Below are 16,210 nucleotides of genomic sequence, written 5' to 3'. Positions count from 1 at the left end.
CCCAGTAGGTCAGACCTGCTGGATCAGCTTCGTGGCCGAACAGGTTTTTGTAGATGGTGTTGACGGTTTGTGCTGTCGTCAGATTCGCGTAAGTCGCTGCGTATTCTGGTTGCACTGAGAAACTTTGGGCGATGTCTTTTAAAGACGAATTGCTTGCTACCCAGTAGGCCAGACCCAACGGGTCAGCTGGACGGTTGAAATAAGCGATGTAAAGCTTTTGGATATCACTAGCTGAATTAGCCATTTAGAACTCCTGTGGGGTTAATATTTTGAATTCACGCACCAAGCATGCGCAACCTAATAACAGCTTGGCATCTTTACAGAGTTCACATAGGGGGGTAAGTGTGCAGGGTCACATCTGCATATGACATTAGTCACATGCAGATTAAGCAGGCTGAATGAGCAGGCTGAATGAGCAGACTGAATGAGCAGGCTGAATGAGCAGGCTGAATGAGCTGATCGCTTAGCCTGAGCACCAAGTGACGAGTTACGTCTCGACGCGCTAGCGCGCTTAACAAAGTGGGAATAGGAATGGGGCTAGGAATGCGGATAGGAATGGCATATACATGCACTACTAGGCCAGAATGGCTTTCTTATACATATAGAACCGTGCTAAGCTCAGCTTGCGCTATCATGCGCCCAACAAATCCTTGGAAAATGGTGAAGTACGACGATGCTTTTCGCCATCAATACATCAGAACATTCGCGAACCATTGAATTCATATCGTCGTGCCAAAATTCAATCAAAATAGCCGGGTGACCGGTTTTCAGCCAGACCAGAAGACGCCTGGCAACATGAACAAATATGCGAAGCTGACCATACCGCGCCTGCACGATGCCATGCCGCGGCCCCGGCTGCTTTCTCTTCTCGATAAGTTATTTGAACAACATGCCATTGTCTGGGTGGTGTCACCGCCGGGCGCAGGCAAAACCACATTGGCAGCGAGTTATCTGCGTCATATGGCAACACCATCGATCTGGTATCAGATTGATGAACTGGATGGTGATAGCGGCACCTTGTTCTTCTTTCTTTCAGAAGCCAGCAATGGCCTGATGACGATGCGTTCATTACCGCACGGCGACAATATGAAGGATGCCGCAAAAATTGACCGCCTGTATTTTCGCGATTTTTATGCCCATCTGCCACCAGACACCACCATCGTCTTTGACAATATGCAGGACTTTGACTGGAACAATGCCAGCACGCTGATGGAGAGCGCCTTCACCGAGGTGCCGGAGGGCATTTCCCTGCTGATATTAAGTCGTGAAGCCCCTCCTGCACGATTTTCAAGGATGCAGCTGGATGGGAAACTAGCCGTGCTGGGCTGGAATGAAATCAGCATGAACCAGGAAGAAGCCGTGTCGCTGGCAGGCTTGAATGCTGCGCATGAACCTGTTGATACCCATTGGCTGTCGCTGGTAGATGGCTGGGCAGCGGGCATCGTCATGTTGCGCAATCTGGATACCAGAGCTGGTGCTGATAATCTCCAGCACTTTGACGGGCGCGATGAATTATTCCAGTACTTCGCCGGTGAGATTTTTGAACGCATGCCACGACAGGAGCAACAACTCTTGTTGACCCTGTCCATCATGACCGGGATCACGGATGAAGACGCGATTGCGCTAAGCAAGGATACCAGCGCGCCACAATTATTGAAAAACCTGTATTACAAATCACTGTTTGTCGACAGACGCGGGACGGCACCCTACGCTTATCATTTTCATGCCTTGTTCCAGGAATTCTTGCGGCATGAATTCAATTTACGCATGCATGCGCAAGAACAGACACATTTGCACGACATCGCCGCCAGGCTGTATGAAGAAAAGGGGCGCATTGAAGATGCGGTGCTGCTCTATCAAAAAAATGGCAACTTCGGGCAACTGGCAAAATTGCTGGTCGAAAACGCCGACCGCATGCTGCGCAATGGCAGGGGGCAAACCTGGCGTGACTGGATGAGTGCCATCCCGTCGTCGGTTATTGCTGATATGCCTGAACTCTGGTATTGGCAGGGCATGTTTTTGAACGAGCTGGCGCCGCGGCAGGCACGGGTTTCTCTGGTGCGTGCAGAAAAAGCATTTCAGGCACCGCAGTATCTGTGCCTGCAACTGTTGAGCATCGCTGCCATCATTGATGGTTACGATGCCGAAGGCCGCAACTATGAACAACTGAGGCCCTGGGTACAGCAAATGCTGACCGGCCTTGGCGCGCTTGATACCAGCACCATCACGCCGGAAACTGAGTTGCTGCTGTATTCAAGACTGTTACTCGCCCTGCTCCTGGTGTCGCCGGAATCGGCCGATCTGCCCAACGTGATGAAGCAGGTCATTCACTCAATGAACCAGGTCACAGAACCCACAGAACGCCTGTCGGCAGGTGCGATTTTATTACGGGTCGTCGAAAGCGGGATAGAAGAGACGACAGAGCAGATCAACTGGCTGTTGCAGATCATGCAGGACTGCGCATCTGCCCCGTCTGTCCACCCTTTCAAGCGGGTGAAATGGCTGCGTCAGTTAATCCGTTGGCATCAAAACAATGGCAATCTGACCGATACATCCCGTTTCGTGGAAGAAGTGAAAAACATCGTCACCAGTTCCGAGCTTGATCCCCTGCTGGCGCAGTTGATAGAAATCGAATATCTGATCGGCGCAGCAGAAGTGAACAATTCACGTCAATTGCTCGATCAGGTCCATGCCTTGCTTCCCCCGACGCAGGCCAAGCTGCATATCGAATGTCAGGTACTGGAAGCGAAATGGCATAGTCTTACAAACGACATGCCCAGAGCCATTACCTGCCTGATTGCTGCACTGGAATTAAGCACTCAACTGGGGGTACCCAAAGTTGAGTGCGCACGGTTGAACATTTTCCTGGCGGCCTGCCATGCGCAAGAACATGATTTCGTGCAGGCAGAAAATTACTGTCAACAGGCCTTGCAGGATGCCAGTGGTTTTGAAGCGCTTGCCGCGCTGGAAAGCCAGGTTTTCATACATGCCTATGCCCGGATTTGCCAGGCTGAAGAAGCGGTGGCCATACCCCTGCTGACGAAAGCCCTGGTACAACATCAAAAACGTCAGGCTGTTGCGCTGTTTCCGTCGATGCCGCTGCTGGCGGCACAACTGGCTGATTTTGCGTTAAAAAATAATATTGCGACTGCGCACGTGCGCAATATCATTGTCAGGCAAAAATTAAGCCCTCCCGACAAATTGTCTCCCTACTGGCCGTGGCCAGTAGCAGTACGTATTTTTGGGAAGTTTGAATTACTGATCGATGGCGACAATCTCAAACGCAGCGGTAGCGGGCAACATAAGCCCCTGATGCTGTTGAAAGCCCTGATCTGCGCCGGCGACAAAGGGGTCGCCTTGAAATCAATTGCGTCACAGTTATGGCCCGATTCAGAAACCGCCAGGACGACACTGAATGTCACCGTACACAGGTTGCGCAAAATTTTAGGCGGCGATGACCGTGTCGTCGTCATGAACGGCACAATGTTTGTGGCAGAGTCAAAAATCTGGTCAGATATGACAGCGATTGCGCATACCTGCCATGCCATTTCGGCCTTGCCGGCCACAGGCAAACCCGACACCACCGCCAATTTGCCAGCCACCTCGGCCATCGTCCAATTGGGTAACCAGTTGCTGGCGCTGTACGGCGGGCCATTATGTGCTGAAGATAACGACGCCTGGTTGATGATTCACCGCGAGCGCTGGGCCAGCCGTTTCGCCAATGCGGTGATGCAATTAGGAAGCTGTCTGGAAAATGCAGCCGAATGGTCACTGGCGTCACAGCTTTACCGGCGGGCGCTGGATGTGGATGCTCTGGCAGAAGCCAGTTATCGCGGCCTGATGCGTTGCGCCCATGCTGAAAACGATCTGGTGACAGCGGTCAACGTGTATCGCCGCTGCCGCGAAGTCTTGTCAATCGTGGTGGGCTTGTCCCCTTCAGCTGAAACAAGCGCGCTGGCGCAAAAACTGGGGCTGATCATCACGCCTCCGTAATGTACCTTAGTGCCCATAGCACCCATAACGACTGCGTTTTCGCCAATCAATACGTGCAAAATCTGGTTCTACCTGGCTTCAGCCTTGCTCAGCGGCCTTGAAATGCAAGGGCAGATACAGCGTAAAGCAACTCCCTTCACCGACGATGGAGCGCACCTGAATGCTGCCTTTGTGTTGTTCGATAATATTGCGCACGATCGATAGGCCCAGCCCCATGCCATCTTCTATATTCTTGGTGGTGTAATGCGGATCAAACAGGTGTTGTTGAGATTCATGCGTCATGCCTATGCCATTGTCTTCAAATTCGATGGCTAACAAATCATTGATGATGGCACTGCGTATCTTGAGGCTGCCAGGCGCAAGCCGCTGTGCGTTCAACGGGCGACTGTTGATGGCCTGGCAGGCGTTGATGATCAGATTCATGAATACCTGGTTCAGCCGCGCTGGCCAGCAACGTATGAGTGGATTGGCATCAAACTGGCACACGATATCGACTTCGTCCCTGTATTGAACACGCACCAGATTGATGGTGGAAAGAATGCCGGCAGCAATTTCCACTTCTTTCATGTCGGCTTCGTCAAGGCGGGAAAAAGTGCGCAGATTCAATACCAGATCGCGTATTTGTGTCGCACCATCCAGAATGACATCCAGCGCTTCAACAGAATGATCCAGATGCTGCTGGAAAATGCTCTTGATCTCGACATCGGCATTGTCGTCCAGCAAATTGACCAGATAGGTATTGAACTGAATCAGATGCTGGCGCAAGTTCTGGCTGCCAACATAAATGAAATTCACGGGGTTATTGATTTCATGCGACAAACCCGCTGTCAGCGTGCCGATTGAGGCCGCCTTTGCCTGTCGCCTCATTTGCGCCCGGGTTTTGTCCAGGGTTTGTTTGGTGCTATCAAGCTGGCGTGCGGCTTCCACATTTTCTATGGCCATCGCACCGTAAGCACACAGGGTGCGCAATACCAGTTTTTTGCGTTCATCATAAGAATGGGGGCTGGCAAATTGTATTGCCACCAAACCCAGCAATTTGCTGCCTATCAGCAGGGGTGAAAACAGGGCGCTGATCCCGGCTTCTTTTGGTGGCAGGTCGTCACGCAGGTGCTGGTCAGGCACGGCGTTGACGAATAACTCTTTTCTTTCGCGGGCAACCCGGGACAGTAAAGATTCTGTGGAAGCCAAAGACACGTAGGTTTCGGCAAGCGGGTCTTCCGGTCCGGCGCCAAAAACCAGTTCCAGCCCGGTACCCTCTGGGTTCAGGCGGTAAATCGACACCTGCGGAGCGTCCAGCAACAGGCCTATATGCATCTGCAAGGCTTGATAAACCACACCGGTATCCGTACTGTGGGTGATTTCAAAACCTATTTCTGATAGATGCCTAAAACTTTCCAGCGCCAGGGCCAGTTCAGCATTGGCGCGCTGAAGCGCTTCGTTGCTGTTACGCAAATCATTGTTGATGTCTAACAATTCAAGTTTTTTCTGTCGCAAGGCACCGGGGTCTTGCACGGCACCAGCTAGCGTCTGTTCTGTCTGCAAATGACGGCTTCTTAACTGCAACAGCAAAACCACGATCGCTATGGCGGCCAGAACAAGCAGGGCAATCAGCCACCATGTCGACATATCCTGGGTATCCTGGACTGTGTCTGTCGCGGCTTGCGACATACCACAGAACAAGAAAGTAAAAAGACCCAGCGCAGTGTGCTTGACATTGCGCGCCATGCTATTGCATCGCCTGCTGCCAGAAACAAGGCGGCCACAGCTTGTCGCTTTTTTCAATGTTGATCTGTTGAAAAAATGACTTTCCATGGCCTGGGAGCAGCTTATTTGCCGGCATCAGGCTGCCTGGCCTGGGCGTTGGTCATGAATTGAAATTGCTCGACTGCAAAATTGACTGCATCCAGAAATTCTTGCGAATCAAATGGCTTGACAATAAATTTACAGATGCCGCCCAGATTGACTGAATCAATAACGGCGTCGACATCGATATAACCGGAAACAATGATTCTGGAAGTCAGCGGCACGATGCGCCTGGCTTCTACCAGCAATTCCACACCGCCCATTCTGGGCATACGATAATCGCTGATGATACAAGCCAGGGTGGTCGTGTCACCCAGGTCTTTCAACATGCCGATGGCTTCGAGTCCGTCACGCGCTTCCAGCAAGTGAAAATGCGGCCTGAGTACGCCTGCCATGACGGAAAGATTGGAGTCTTTATCATCAACGATCAGGACAGAGTAGCGAGGTAGCTGCGCTTGCGCATCTGCTGCCTGCTTGAGTTTCTCCAGGTTTTTTGTGTTGAACACTGCCATTGACTGATCTCAGGGTGAGTAAGGAATACGGAATCTTGACACAGGCTAATTCATTATCTGTCCAGAGGCAAGAGACACATGCTTGCATGCTCTGCCATGCTTTTACTGTTTGGGCAGCACAGCGATGATGTGCTCAAGCGTCGCCGGTTTGACCAGATGGTAGTCAAAGCTTGCCGCTTTTGAACGGGCACGGTCATCTTCTGTCCCCCATCCGGTCAACGCCACCAGGGTGGCAGCCTGCATGGCAGGCATGGCCCGTATGATGCTGGCCAGTTCATAGCCGTTTAAACCGGGCAAACCAATATCGAGAAAAATGACCTGGGGCGAAAATTCGGTCACCAGTTTCAATGCGGCGTCGCCATGATGGGCGACAGCGGTCTGGTGGCCGCTGATTTCGAGCAGGTCAGACAAGCTTTCAGCGGCATCCACATTGTCATCCACCACCAATACCCTGAGGCGACCTGGCTGCTGATGCATTGATCCACCTGCATCTGCCTGTCTTTCAGTATCAGTTGTTACCAGCAAGGGCAAGCGAACGGTAAAAGTACTGCCCTTGCCTGCGCCTTCACTGCATGCCGTTACAGTGCCACCGTGCATGTCAAGCAATCTGCGCACCAGTGATAAACCGATACCCAATCCGCCTTTGGCCCTGTCCATATTGCGGCCCACCTGGGCAAACATTTCAAATATCAGGGGCAGCGATTCAGCGGGTATGCCCATGCCATTATCTGTCACGCTCAACAGCACGCCCTCTTCGTGACGGCTGACGCTCAGCCTGATCTCGCCTCTGGCTGGCGTATATTTGGCAGCGTTAGACAACAGGTTGCTGATGACCTGGCCCATTCTTACCGGGTCGGCATCGAGCATGAACGGGCCATCTGCCATATCCACCGTCAGCACATGCTGCGCGGCTTCTATCAGCGGCATGCTGGTTTCTATGGCGGCCGTAATAATCTGCTGCAATTCGACGTGCTGCTTTTTCAGGACGACCTTGCCACTGGCGATGCGGGCAATATCGAGCAGATCATCAATCAGATGCACCATATGGCCAATCTGGCGCTCCATCATGGCGTGGATACGAGACATCATGGCGGGATTATCGGCCCGTAGTTTCAAGACTTCGAGACCATTGCGGACAGGTGCCAGCGGGTTGCGTAATTCATGCGCCAGCATGGCCAGAAATTCTGTCTTGCGGCGGTCTGCTTCGCGCAGGGCATCAATGGCGCGCACGCGCTCTATATGCGCCCAACAGCGCTCGACCACGGCCTCGACCAGTATGACTTCATCAGCAGACCAGATGCGCGGCCTGTCCTGATGCACGGCCATCATTGCGGCCAGACGCCCGGCCTTGACCAAAGGGCAGCAAATGATGGCCTGTATGCCTATCTGCCTGAACATGGCAGCACCGTCTTGCTCTGCCAGTTCCTGGTCCACATTAAATATCTGCAGGGTCAGCCCCTTACGCAGATTGCCTGCCGCCCGTGTGCCAAATAAATCCAGGGAGTACACACCTACGGTGCTGATGGCATCCGGCACGGTCCAGTCATGGCGGATGGTGAAGCAATCATTGTCCGGTTCCAGATCAGCATAGGCAACGCGTGTCACCCCCAGGTATTCGCCCAGCAAACGCGTGGTTTCCATCATGATGACGGTCGGGTCTACCGCCACGCGGGTGACTTCACTGATCTTGTCAAGCAGGCGCAGCCTTTGCTCTACCTGCTGACGCGCGGTGATGTCCATGGTAGTGCCGACCAGCCGCGCTGCCTTGCCCGCCTCATCCAGCAACAACCGTCCACGCGCGACCAGCCAGCGCTCTTTGCCATCATCAAGGCCTATGGTGCGGTACTCCACTTCATAGCGTTCCTCTTTGGAAGCAGCAAAAAAAGCGGCTGTTTCTGCCAGCACGCGGTCATGGTCATCTGGATGAAACGCCAGCGGAAACATGGCTGGCGATACTTGGGCGCCCGCTGCCAGGCCAAAATGTCGCCGGGTATGGGCATTCCAGATGACTTCATCGGTCAGCAAGTCATGATCAAACAGACCCAGCTCGGCCAGATCGGTTGCCAGCTCCAGTTTTTCTGCACTGGTGGTCAATTCTTTCAGGGCATGATCTCTTTGCTGGCTGGCGATGACCTTGCCTGTCGTTTCCATGCATGCGCAAAAAACACCGGCGACTTTGCCTGATTCATCATGAATGGGGCTGCATGAAAAAGTCACATAGGTTTTTTCTTCATAGCCATTGCGGTTCAGGATAAACGGATAATCCTGCTGCCAGGTGGACGTACCGTCCAGGGCAAGGTCGAGCATGGGTTTGACTTCATTCCACACATCTGCCCACACCACATGGAAGGGCTTGCCCAATATCAGTTCAGGATGGTCTGCCTTGGCCCCCAGGATTTGCTCATAGCCATCGTTATAGAGGAAACATAATTGCGGCCCCCAGGCCACATACATGGGGTGGCCAGAATTAAGCATGATGCCGACCGCAGTACGCAGCGATTGCGGCCACTCGCTCATCGCTCCCAATGGCGTATTTGCCCAGTCTGTCTGCCGGAACTGCGCACCCATTTTGCCTCCGGCACTGGCAAATCCGGGAATCAATCCGGCCTCGACAGGCTGGACAGGCTGACCTGCCGGGTGTGACTGTGAAGATAAGGCACTATTTTTTGGCATACGATTAAATCATGGTAATGTAAAGTCACCCGGGTGCGGCAAGGTATCAGAACGCGTTTCACCAGCAGGTGCGGGTGCTGTCACGTCAACTTGCCAGGCATGCCTGGCTGGTCGCCGCCACAATGAAGAACGATGTTACCATGCAGTTCTTATACTCACTGCTACTTGCCTGCCCATGACGATTCAATCCCGCAACAATGTGACGGTAACAGGCCAGGGGCCGGTCACCATGCTGCTTGCACATGGCTTTGGCTGTGACAAGAGCATGTGGCGTTTTCTGGTACCGGCGTTTCAGGACCGTTTCAAGATCATCACCTTTGATTCGGTCGGCAGTGGCGGCTCTGACCTGAGCGCCTATGACCGGAAAAAATATGCGTCGCTACAAGGCTATGCAGACGATGTCCTCGACATCCTCGCAGACTTTGCCGATGGCCCCGTGATCTTCGTCGGTCATTCTGTCAGCGCGATGGTCGGCTTGCTCGCCAGCATCAAAGCACCTGAATTATTTACCGCCCAGATCATGGTTGGCCCTTCGCCCTGTTATATCAATGATGACAGCTATGTTGGCGGTTTTAGCCGTGAAGACATTGATGATCTGCTCGATACCATGGACAGCAATTATCTGGGCTGGTCCAGCAATATGGCCCCGGCGATCATGGGGGCGCCGGATCAGCCAGACCTGGGCATGGAGCTGACCAACAGCTTCTGTCGTACCGACCCCGACATCGCCAAGCATTTCGCCCGCGTCACTTTTTTGTCAGATCACCGCAATGATCTGGCGCTGTCCACCGTGCCAGCATTGATACTGCAATGCAGTGACGACCTGGTTGCACCACGTGAAGTCGGTGAGTTTATGCACCGAAAAATGCCCAACAGTACCTTACATATCATTCAGAATGTTGGCCATTGCCCGCATATGAGTGCGCCGACTGAAAGCTCAATTGCAATCGAAGCTTTTCTGAAGGCTATCCTGAAGGTATCATCCTGAACTTGTCACCCTCCAGCGTATCATGGCCATGCCTGAAGTAACTGCAGTCCCTGTCCCGTCAGATGAAGTGCTTTTTCAGAGCGCTGCCTGTGGCCTGCTATTCGCTGATGAGCATGGGAAAATCCTGCGGGTGAATGCCACACTGTGCAACTGGCTGGGCTACACCGCAGAAGAATTGGCGGCCCTGCCCCGTGTCATGGATTTGTTTCCTGTCGGCACCAGGGTGTTTTATCAGACGCATTGCCTGCCCTTGCTGCAAATACAGGGTTCGGTAGCGGAAGTGCAATTCGATATCTTCCGCAAGGACCGCAAGCGCTTGCCGATATTGATGAATATCGTGCGCCGGCACAGGCATGATCGTATTTTTGATGAATTTGCCTTGTTTGTCGCCACCGACCGCCGTTCTTATGAACGTGAATTGCTGGTGGCAAGAAAAACCGCAGAAGACGCGCTGGAAGCCCGGCAAGGTGCAGAAGAGCAACTGCAAGAGATTAACCGCCAATTGTCTGTCGCTGGCAAACACAAAGACGAATTTCTGGCCATTCTCGCCCATGAATTGCGCAACCCGCTGGCCCCCATGCGCAATGCTGTTGAAATCATGAAATTCAATGCCACTGGCAAATCTGCGGACACACACCCGCTTGAAGTGCTGGAGCGCCAGTTGATGCACATGGCGCATCTGGTAGAAGACCTGATGGATGTCTCGCGCATATCACAGGGGCGCATCAATTTGCGCAGCCAGCCCGTCGATCTCGCTTCTGTCATCCATGGTGCCGTCAACGATACCCGCGGCATGATGGCAGATGCCGCCCATGTCTTTACGGTGAATCTGCCGCAAGAAACCATTACCGTGCATGGTGACGCCACCAGGCTGACACAGATCGTCGTGAACTTGCTGACCAATGCTGCCAAATATACGCCCACGGGCGGTCATGTCTGGCTCACTGTCAGTCTTGACCAGGGTAACGCCGTCATCAGCGTGCGCGACACGGGCATTGGCATACCAAAAGAATCTCTGGCCAACGTGTTCACCATGTTTTCACAACTGGTGCCGGCGCTGGAGCGTTCGCAAGGTGGCCTCGGCATAGGTCTGGCACTGGTGCACGGCCTCGTGCAACTGCATGGCGGCAGCGTTGTCGCCTTCAGCGAAGGGGCGGGCAAAGGCAGTGAATTCATTGTTCGCCTGCCTGCCATACAACAACTACCTGACGATCATACGCCGCAGCAAGCAGCTATTGCGCAAGCTGACCTGTCCCGCAAGATATTGGTGATTGACGACAACCACGATACGGCGGAAACCATGACAGACATGCTGATGTTGCTGGGTTACGACAGCCGCTGCGCCTTCGATGGCAAATCTGGTTTGCTGATCGCTGCCGAGTTTAAGCCCTCTGTCATTTTGCTTGATATTGGCCTGCCCGACATGAATGGGTATGAGATCGCCCGCCGCGTGCGTGCCGAACCGTGGGGCAAATCGGTCTACCTGATCGCTGCCACCGGCTGGGGACAAAATGCCGACAGACAACATGCGCTTGATGCCGGTTTTGACAGCCATTTGACCAAACCGGTTGATCTGCAGCAGTTGCAGACCTTGATCAATCAGAGCGCCTGACCAATACCATACGTATTACTTTACAAAGAGATGCTTCCCCTTGCTGGCGTCTGTTGCTAAAGTGTACGAATAAGTTCTGTATGAATGTCTTGCTACGCGCACTCACAAAACCCGCGCGCCGGGCGACAACACGCATCCTATCTGTTTCATCACATCAAAGAGATTGCGCATGGGGACGGGCAAAAAAACAAAAAGTACGATACTGCTGGTCGAAGATGATCAGTTGACGCTTTCTTTGTTAAGCACGGTCCTGCATGAGGCCGACTATGACATCATCCAGGCACGCTGTGGAGAAGATGCGCTCAATGTCATTCTGATGCAGGAACCCGACATGGCCCTGCTCGATATCAACATGCCCGGCATGTCAGGCCTGGATCTGGCGGACCGCCTGCGCAGCGATACCAGCATTCCCTTCATGTTTCTGTCTGCCACATCTGACAGTGACATCGTCAGGCAGGCGGTCGAATATGGCGCAGTTGGCTATCTGGTCAAACCCTTCGATATTGCCAATCTCATCCCCACTGTAGAAGCCAGCCTGGCACGGGCAGAAGACATCAGGAAATTAAGAAAGACCGAGGTGCACCTGACTTCTGCCCTGGTATCAGGCCGGGAAACCAGCATGGCTGTTGGACTGTTAATGGCAAAATTCCAGTCTAACCGGCAAGTGGCCTTTGCCGTATTGCGCAATTATGCGCGCTCAAACCGCCGCACGATACATGAAGTAGCCAGCGAATTATTGCAGGCCGAAGAAACCCTGAACCAGTTCAAGCAGCTGTTTGACGGGAAAGGTTAAATCTTGTCTAGCGGCCTTGCCGGCCAGCAATTTTGCATTATGATGAAATCACGCAACCTGGTCTTACAAATAAAGTGTTGATCTCGTAACCCTTCCCCCGTTATCGAGATGCCAGTCTGCCAATTTGATATACCGTCTTTTTTTTGTCGCTACCCATCACCATACCTAGCGATGGCAAGTCGGTCTCACCGGCCCAAATCCGCCGAATCTTTCATTATCAGCATTAAATCGCTCTTGCATCGCGAGGCAATATGCCCGTGCCACAACATCGGTTTCATGCATACGGCATGCGCATGATTGCGCAACGGATAGCTAAGGGGCACAAAATGTTGACCGCAAACCACCAAGAAGAAGCAAAACACTTCATCGACTTTCCTACTGATTTCGTCTGCTTCGGCCTGGGCAATGAAGAATATGGCATCGATCTTAGTAAAGTGCAGGAATTGCACGATTACGAAAGCGTCACCCGCATCGACAATGCACCAGGCTATGTCAAGGGTGTCATCCGTTTATATGACGTCACTGTCCCCATCATCGACCTGCGCATCAAACTGAAGCTGGCCAAGGCCATTTATAACGAAATGACCTCTGTCATCATCCTCAATCTGTCGGGTCAGATGCTGGGCATAGTCGTTGACGGTGTTTTTGACGTGATTACCTTTACCACAGACCAGGTCTTGCATATGCCTGCACCAGACAAGAGAACCAGGTCCAGCTTTATGCTGGGCATAGGTACAAGGGGCAAGCGCACCATCACTTTAGTGGATATAGAAGAACTGCTGGGTAGCGATCAGCTCTATGCCGATGTTGACCTGGCGCATTAGACAAGCTTTATTCAGCAAATCTTTCAGTGGCAACACAACAACATTTTACTTGCAAAAATAACTATACAATCTACTATATAAGCGTAAAAGGGGAAACGGGTACCACCAAACTTTCATGCCATGAAAAAATATGGACGTAAAACTATCCATCTTGCTTGCAGAAAATAATCTGGACAACCAGCATCAGGCGGTCGCCTTGCTGGAGCAATTTGGTCATACCGTCCATGTCTGTGACAACGGTGCTGAAGCCCTGCATGCGATTGAGGTAGAAAAATTCGACCTGGTGCTGATGGACATGCAAATGCCTGTTCTCGGTGGCATAGAAACCAGTACCGCCATACGTGCTCAGGAAGACATCAGCGGCGATCACATCCCCATTATCGCCATGACAGAACACCTGGTGGAAGATGAGCATGAACGCTGCCGCGCAGCGGGCATGGATGAATATCTGTCCAAACCCATCAATGCAAAAAACCTGATGGCATGCATCATCTCTGTATTACACCTTGAACCCGATGGCAGCGAGTTGCCGCTTAGCCAGGCAGCGCTTTCGCCTCCTTGTGCAAAGTTCGACTATGTCGGTGCAATCAATCAAACCAACCCCGAAGTACTCGACATTGTCGGCAAACTGGCGCTCACACATATACCCGCACATATCGCCGAAATCAGCAAATTTCTGGAAGACGGCAATGCAGAAAAAACCCAAAGAGCAGCACATACCTTAAAGGGCATCATTGCCTACTTTAGTGCTGAGCCCCTGGTAGAGCGCGCAAAAAAAATTGAAGCCTGCGCCAAACAAATGCACCTGTGCGAAGCAAGACAACACTATGATCTGTTGCGGGCAGACCTGGAAAATTTTTTACCACTGCTGGAAGCAAAGTTGTCAGGCAAAATTCAGCCGCTGTAGAGCACCGGCAGTGCACCGGCTTCAGTCAAATCGCGGTTCATGCACGAGTTCGAATTTGAGACCATCCGGGTCTGCAAAGAAAATGGCGTAATAACCCAGTGTGTAATCATATTCAGCAGGCGCATCCAGTACAGCAAATTGTTCATGCAGCAGAAAGGCATAAAAGCTGTCTATCTCTGCGCGGCTCGCCATATGAAAAGCCAGATGATGCAAACCCGCTGCATAGCGATTGTGTGCTGTAGCCACCCTGGCCTGGTGCAGACCTATGCTCAGTGTCATGCCCGCATGAGAAAGCACCCAGCACGGTACGTCACCTGCATAGTCTGTCGTACGCACATACCCTAGCCTGCCCAGCACTTTGTCATAAAAGGCAGAAGATGCCTTGATATCGGTGACTGTCAGGTCAAGATGATTAATAAAACCGCTGAGCATGCATCCCTCGCCTACCCTTCCTACCTACGTACAATAAAGCCAGGTCATGACTACGATTACAGATCGACCATCACTTCAAAACCACCGAATATCATGCGTTTGCCATCGCAAGGCATGGGGTTGATGGCAGGATCAAAGCGCGGGTCTTTCATCAGCTTGTCCCATGCGGCATCGCGCACTTCTTTCGATGGCCAGGTCATCCATGAAAACACCACGGTTTCATCTTCCTTGCATTGCACGGCAAGAGGGAAAGAAGTCAGCTTGCCCGGCGGCACATCGACACCCCAGCATTCGACCAGGCTCAGGACACCAAATTCCTTGAAAACCGGTGCTGATTTTTCTGAGTATTGCCGGTATGCCTCACGATTGGCATTTGGCACAGCCAGCACAAATCCGTCTACGTATTTCATGTCCTGTCTCCTGGAGATTGATGATGTATTTTTCAGTCCGCAAAGCGCCACCGCTTTTGCATTTTGCCATAGCCCATGCCACAGGGACGCGCTGCCCAATTCGCGTCGATGTTTGCGGTTGAATGAATTCTAATGCATGGGTTTGAGGAAATCTAGCGAATAAAAAATTGAAAAACTGCGTCATACCCTGACCTGATCCGGCATGTCACTTACACCAGACAAGCACATTACAAGCACCATGCGCATACCGTACTGGCACCAGTCCAGACTGGAACTGGCCCGGCTGATTCCCTTAACCTGATTCCTGATTCCCTTAACCTGATTCCCCGGATCCGGTGCCAAACCGGCACCTCGTCGTTTGCGTTGCAAAAAAGCCATCAGCCAGATCGATTTCGCGACTCGAATAAAAATTAGGAGGCCTGAAAAGCGTGTGCTATAGTTTTTTCAGGGTCAGGGGACAAACGGCCTGCGGTGTGGCGGCACTGCAGCGTCGAAAAAAACAAAGGGGACATTGTGAAAAATTTCTTGAAAATCGTGCTGGCAGCCCTATTTTTTTCATTGCTGCCCCAGGTACCGGCAATGGCTGCCGAACGCGGCACGGCGCAAGAAGCCACCGACATGATCAAACGGGTTATCGCCTACTACAAGGCCAATGGCCCCGAAAAAACCTTTGCAGCAGTGAATGACCCGAAAGGCCAGTTCATCCTGAAAGACCTGTACGTTTTTGCCGGTGCCGTCAAACCTGGTGGCGGCACACTGGCACATGGCGGCAACCCCAAGCTGATCGGCAAATCGCTGAGTGAAATGCGCGATGGTGATGGTGTGTTTTTCGTCAAAAAAATCAACGAAGTCGCCGCCAGCAAGGCTGGCAAAGGCTGGGTCGATTACAAATGGCCCAACCCAGTCACCAAGGAACTGGAACAAAAAAGCACCTATGTAGAACGGGTTGATGATGTGTATTTTGCCTGTGGCATTTACAAATAAAGTATGCGTCACATCCGTTTTTCTCAGCGCATCCGTTTTTCTCAGCGTTTCTGGCGCTGAAAAGATCGCCGAGCTGAGCTTCATGATGGCAAGCCTGTATGACGGCATGCAGGCACACAGGCACACAGTCATACAGTCATACAGTCATACAGTCATACAGTCATACAGTCATACAGTCATACAGTCATACAGTCTTAGACAACGCGTTTTTTCTGGCTCCTCTATACTGCTGGTTTTCGACATGCGTGCGCCATGGGGCAAACCCGGCACAGGCATCCC

Annotated in this window: 13 protein-coding genes; 7 read left to right on the top strand and 6 right to left on the bottom strand. The window is 52.3% G+C overall.

Features of this window, described 5'->3' with window-relative positions; translation table 11 throughout:
- The coding region (locus tag ACO0LH_RS11235; protein WP_422941160.1) for a DUF4214 domain-containing protein at positions 1-244 on the bottom strand (244 nt) is incomplete at its 3' end.
- Positions 245-729: 485 nt separating this feature from the next.
- On the opposite strand from ACO0LH_RS11235, the gene ACO0LH_RS11230 reads away from it, so the two are divergent.
- A complete protein-coding gene (locus tag ACO0LH_RS11230; protein WP_422941159.1) occupies positions 730-3,993 on the top strand; it encodes a BTAD domain-containing putative transcriptional regulator in 3,264 nt (1,087 codons plus the stop codon).
- 78 nt (positions 3,994-4,071) lie between these two features.
- Here the strand turns inward: ACO0LH_RS11230 and ACO0LH_RS11225 are convergent, their stop codons facing one another.
- The 3 genes from ACO0LH_RS11225 to ACO0LH_RS11215 all read right to left on the bottom strand — a co-directional run bounded on the left by ACO0LH_RS11225 (position 4,072) and on the right by ACO0LH_RS11215 (position 8,981).
- The gene (locus tag ACO0LH_RS11225) at positions 4,072-5,718 is read right to left on the bottom strand and encodes a sensor histidine kinase (protein ID WP_422941158.1); all 1,647 of its coding nucleotides are present in this window, start codon (positions 5,716-5,718) and stop codon (positions 4,072-4,074) included.
- Positions 5,719-5,819: 101 nt separating this feature from the next.
- Positions 5,820-6,308 (bottom strand): response regulator, encoded by a 489-nt coding sequence (locus ACO0LH_RS11220; protein WP_422941157.1) that lies wholly within the window; start codon positions 6,306-6,308, stop codon positions 5,820-5,822.
- 102 nt (positions 6,309-6,410) lie between these two features.
- A complete protein-coding gene (locus ACO0LH_RS11215; protein ID WP_422941156.1) occupies positions 6,411-8,981 on the bottom strand; it encodes an ATP-binding protein in 2,571 nt (856 codons plus the stop codon).
- Positions 8,982-9,156: 175 nt separating this feature from the next.
- Between ACO0LH_RS11215 and ACO0LH_RS11210 the strand changes: the two genes are divergently transcribed.
- From ACO0LH_RS11210 to ACO0LH_RS11190, 5 genes are all read left to right on the top strand, one after another.
- On the top strand, positions 9,157-9,969 hold the full coding sequence (locus tag ACO0LH_RS11210) for an alpha/beta fold hydrolase (protein WP_422941155.1): 813 nt from the start codon (positions 9,157-9,159) through the stop codon (positions 9,967-9,969).
- 28 nt (positions 9,970-9,997) lie between these two features.
- Positions 9,998-11,581, top strand: a complete 1,584-nt coding sequence (locus ACO0LH_RS11205) for an ATP-binding protein (protein WP_422941154.1) — start codon at positions 9,998-10,000, stop codon at positions 11,579-11,581.
- A gap of 169 nt (positions 11,582-11,750) precedes the next feature.
- Positions 11,751-12,374 carry an ANTAR domain-containing response regulator gene (locus ACO0LH_RS11200; protein WP_422941153.1) on the top strand — a complete coding sequence of 208 codons (624 nt, stop codon included), beginning with the start codon at positions 11,751-11,753 and terminating at the stop codon, positions 12,372-12,374.
- 326 nt (positions 12,375-12,700) lie between these two features.
- Positions 12,701-13,198, top strand: a complete 498-nt coding sequence (locus ACO0LH_RS11195) for a chemotaxis protein CheW (RefSeq protein ID WP_422941152.1) — start codon at positions 12,701-12,703, stop codon at positions 13,196-13,198.
- 130 nt (positions 13,199-13,328) lie between these two features.
- On the top strand, positions 13,329-14,105 hold the full coding sequence (locus tag ACO0LH_RS11190) for a response regulator (RefSeq protein WP_422941151.1): 777 nt from the start codon (positions 13,329-13,331) through the stop codon (positions 14,103-14,105).
- Positions 14,106-14,126: 21 nt separating this feature from the next.
- Here the strand turns inward: ACO0LH_RS11190 and ACO0LH_RS11185 are convergent, their stop codons facing one another.
- Both ACO0LH_RS11185 and ACO0LH_RS11180 read right to left on the bottom strand, forming a co-directional pair.
- Complete coding sequence (locus ACO0LH_RS11185) at positions 14,127-14,537, bottom strand: VOC family protein (protein WP_422941150.1); 411 nt, start codon at positions 14,535-14,537, stop codon at positions 14,127-14,129.
- A 56-nt stretch (positions 14,538-14,593) separates the two neighbouring features.
- Complete coding sequence (locus ACO0LH_RS11180; RefSeq protein WP_422941149.1) at positions 14,594-14,947, bottom strand: DUF1428 domain-containing protein; 354 nt, start codon at positions 14,945-14,947, stop codon at positions 14,594-14,596.
- Between the two features lie 513 nt (positions 14,948-15,460).
- Here ACO0LH_RS11180 and ACO0LH_RS11175 point away from each other — a divergent pair.
- Positions 15,461-15,931 (top strand): cache domain-containing protein, encoded by a 471-nt coding sequence (locus ACO0LH_RS11175; protein WP_422941148.1) that lies wholly within the window; start codon positions 15,461-15,463, stop codon positions 15,929-15,931.
- The last annotated feature ends 279 nt before the right edge of the window (positions 15,932-16,210 follow it).

The organism is Undibacterium sp. TJN19 (genome assembly GCF_049339485.1).
GTDB lineage: Bacteria > Pseudomonadota > Gammaproteobacteria > Burkholderiales > Burkholderiaceae_D > Undibacterium.
Note: the sequence above shows the minus strand (reverse complement) of the source record. Positions and strands in the feature narration are given on the sequence as shown.

Excerpts from the sequence above, each read along its gene's own strand:
- ACO0LH_RS11225 (WP_422941158.1), bottom strand. The coding sequence starts at position 5,718 with ATGGCGCGCAATGTCAAGCACACTGCGCTGGGTCTTTTTACTTTCTTG.
- ACO0LH_RS11220 (WP_422941157.1), bottom strand. The coding sequence starts at position 6,308 with ATGGCAGTGTTCAACACAAAAAACCTGGAGAAACTCAAGCAGGCAGCA.
- ACO0LH_RS11215 (WP_422941156.1), bottom strand. The coding sequence starts at position 8,981 with ATGCCAAAAAATAGTGCCTTATCTTCACAGTCACACCCGGCAGGTCAG.
- ACO0LH_RS11210 (WP_422941155.1), top strand. The coding sequence starts at position 9,157 with ATGACGATTCAATCCCGCAACAATGTGACGGTAACAGGCCAGGGGCCG.
- ACO0LH_RS11205 (WP_422941154.1), top strand. The coding sequence starts at position 9,998 with ATGCCTGAAGTAACTGCAGTCCCTGTCCCGTCAGATGAAGTGCTTTTT.
- ACO0LH_RS11200 (WP_422941153.1), top strand. The coding sequence starts at position 11,751 with ATGGGGACGGGCAAAAAAACAAAAAGTACGATACTGCTGGTCGAAGAT.
- ACO0LH_RS11195 (WP_422941152.1), top strand. The coding sequence starts at position 12,701 with ATGTTGACCGCAAACCACCAAGAAGAAGCAAAACACTTCATCGACTTT.
- ACO0LH_RS11190 (WP_422941151.1), top strand. The coding sequence starts at position 13,329 with ATGGACGTAAAACTATCCATCTTGCTTGCAGAAAATAATCTGGACAAC.
- ACO0LH_RS11185 (WP_422941150.1), bottom strand. The coding sequence starts at position 14,537 with ATGCTCAGCGGTTTTATTAATCATCTTGACCTGACAGTCACCGATATC.
- ACO0LH_RS11180 (WP_422941149.1), bottom strand. The coding sequence starts at position 14,947 with ATGAAATACGTAGACGGATTTGTGCTGGCTGTGCCAAATGCCAATCGT.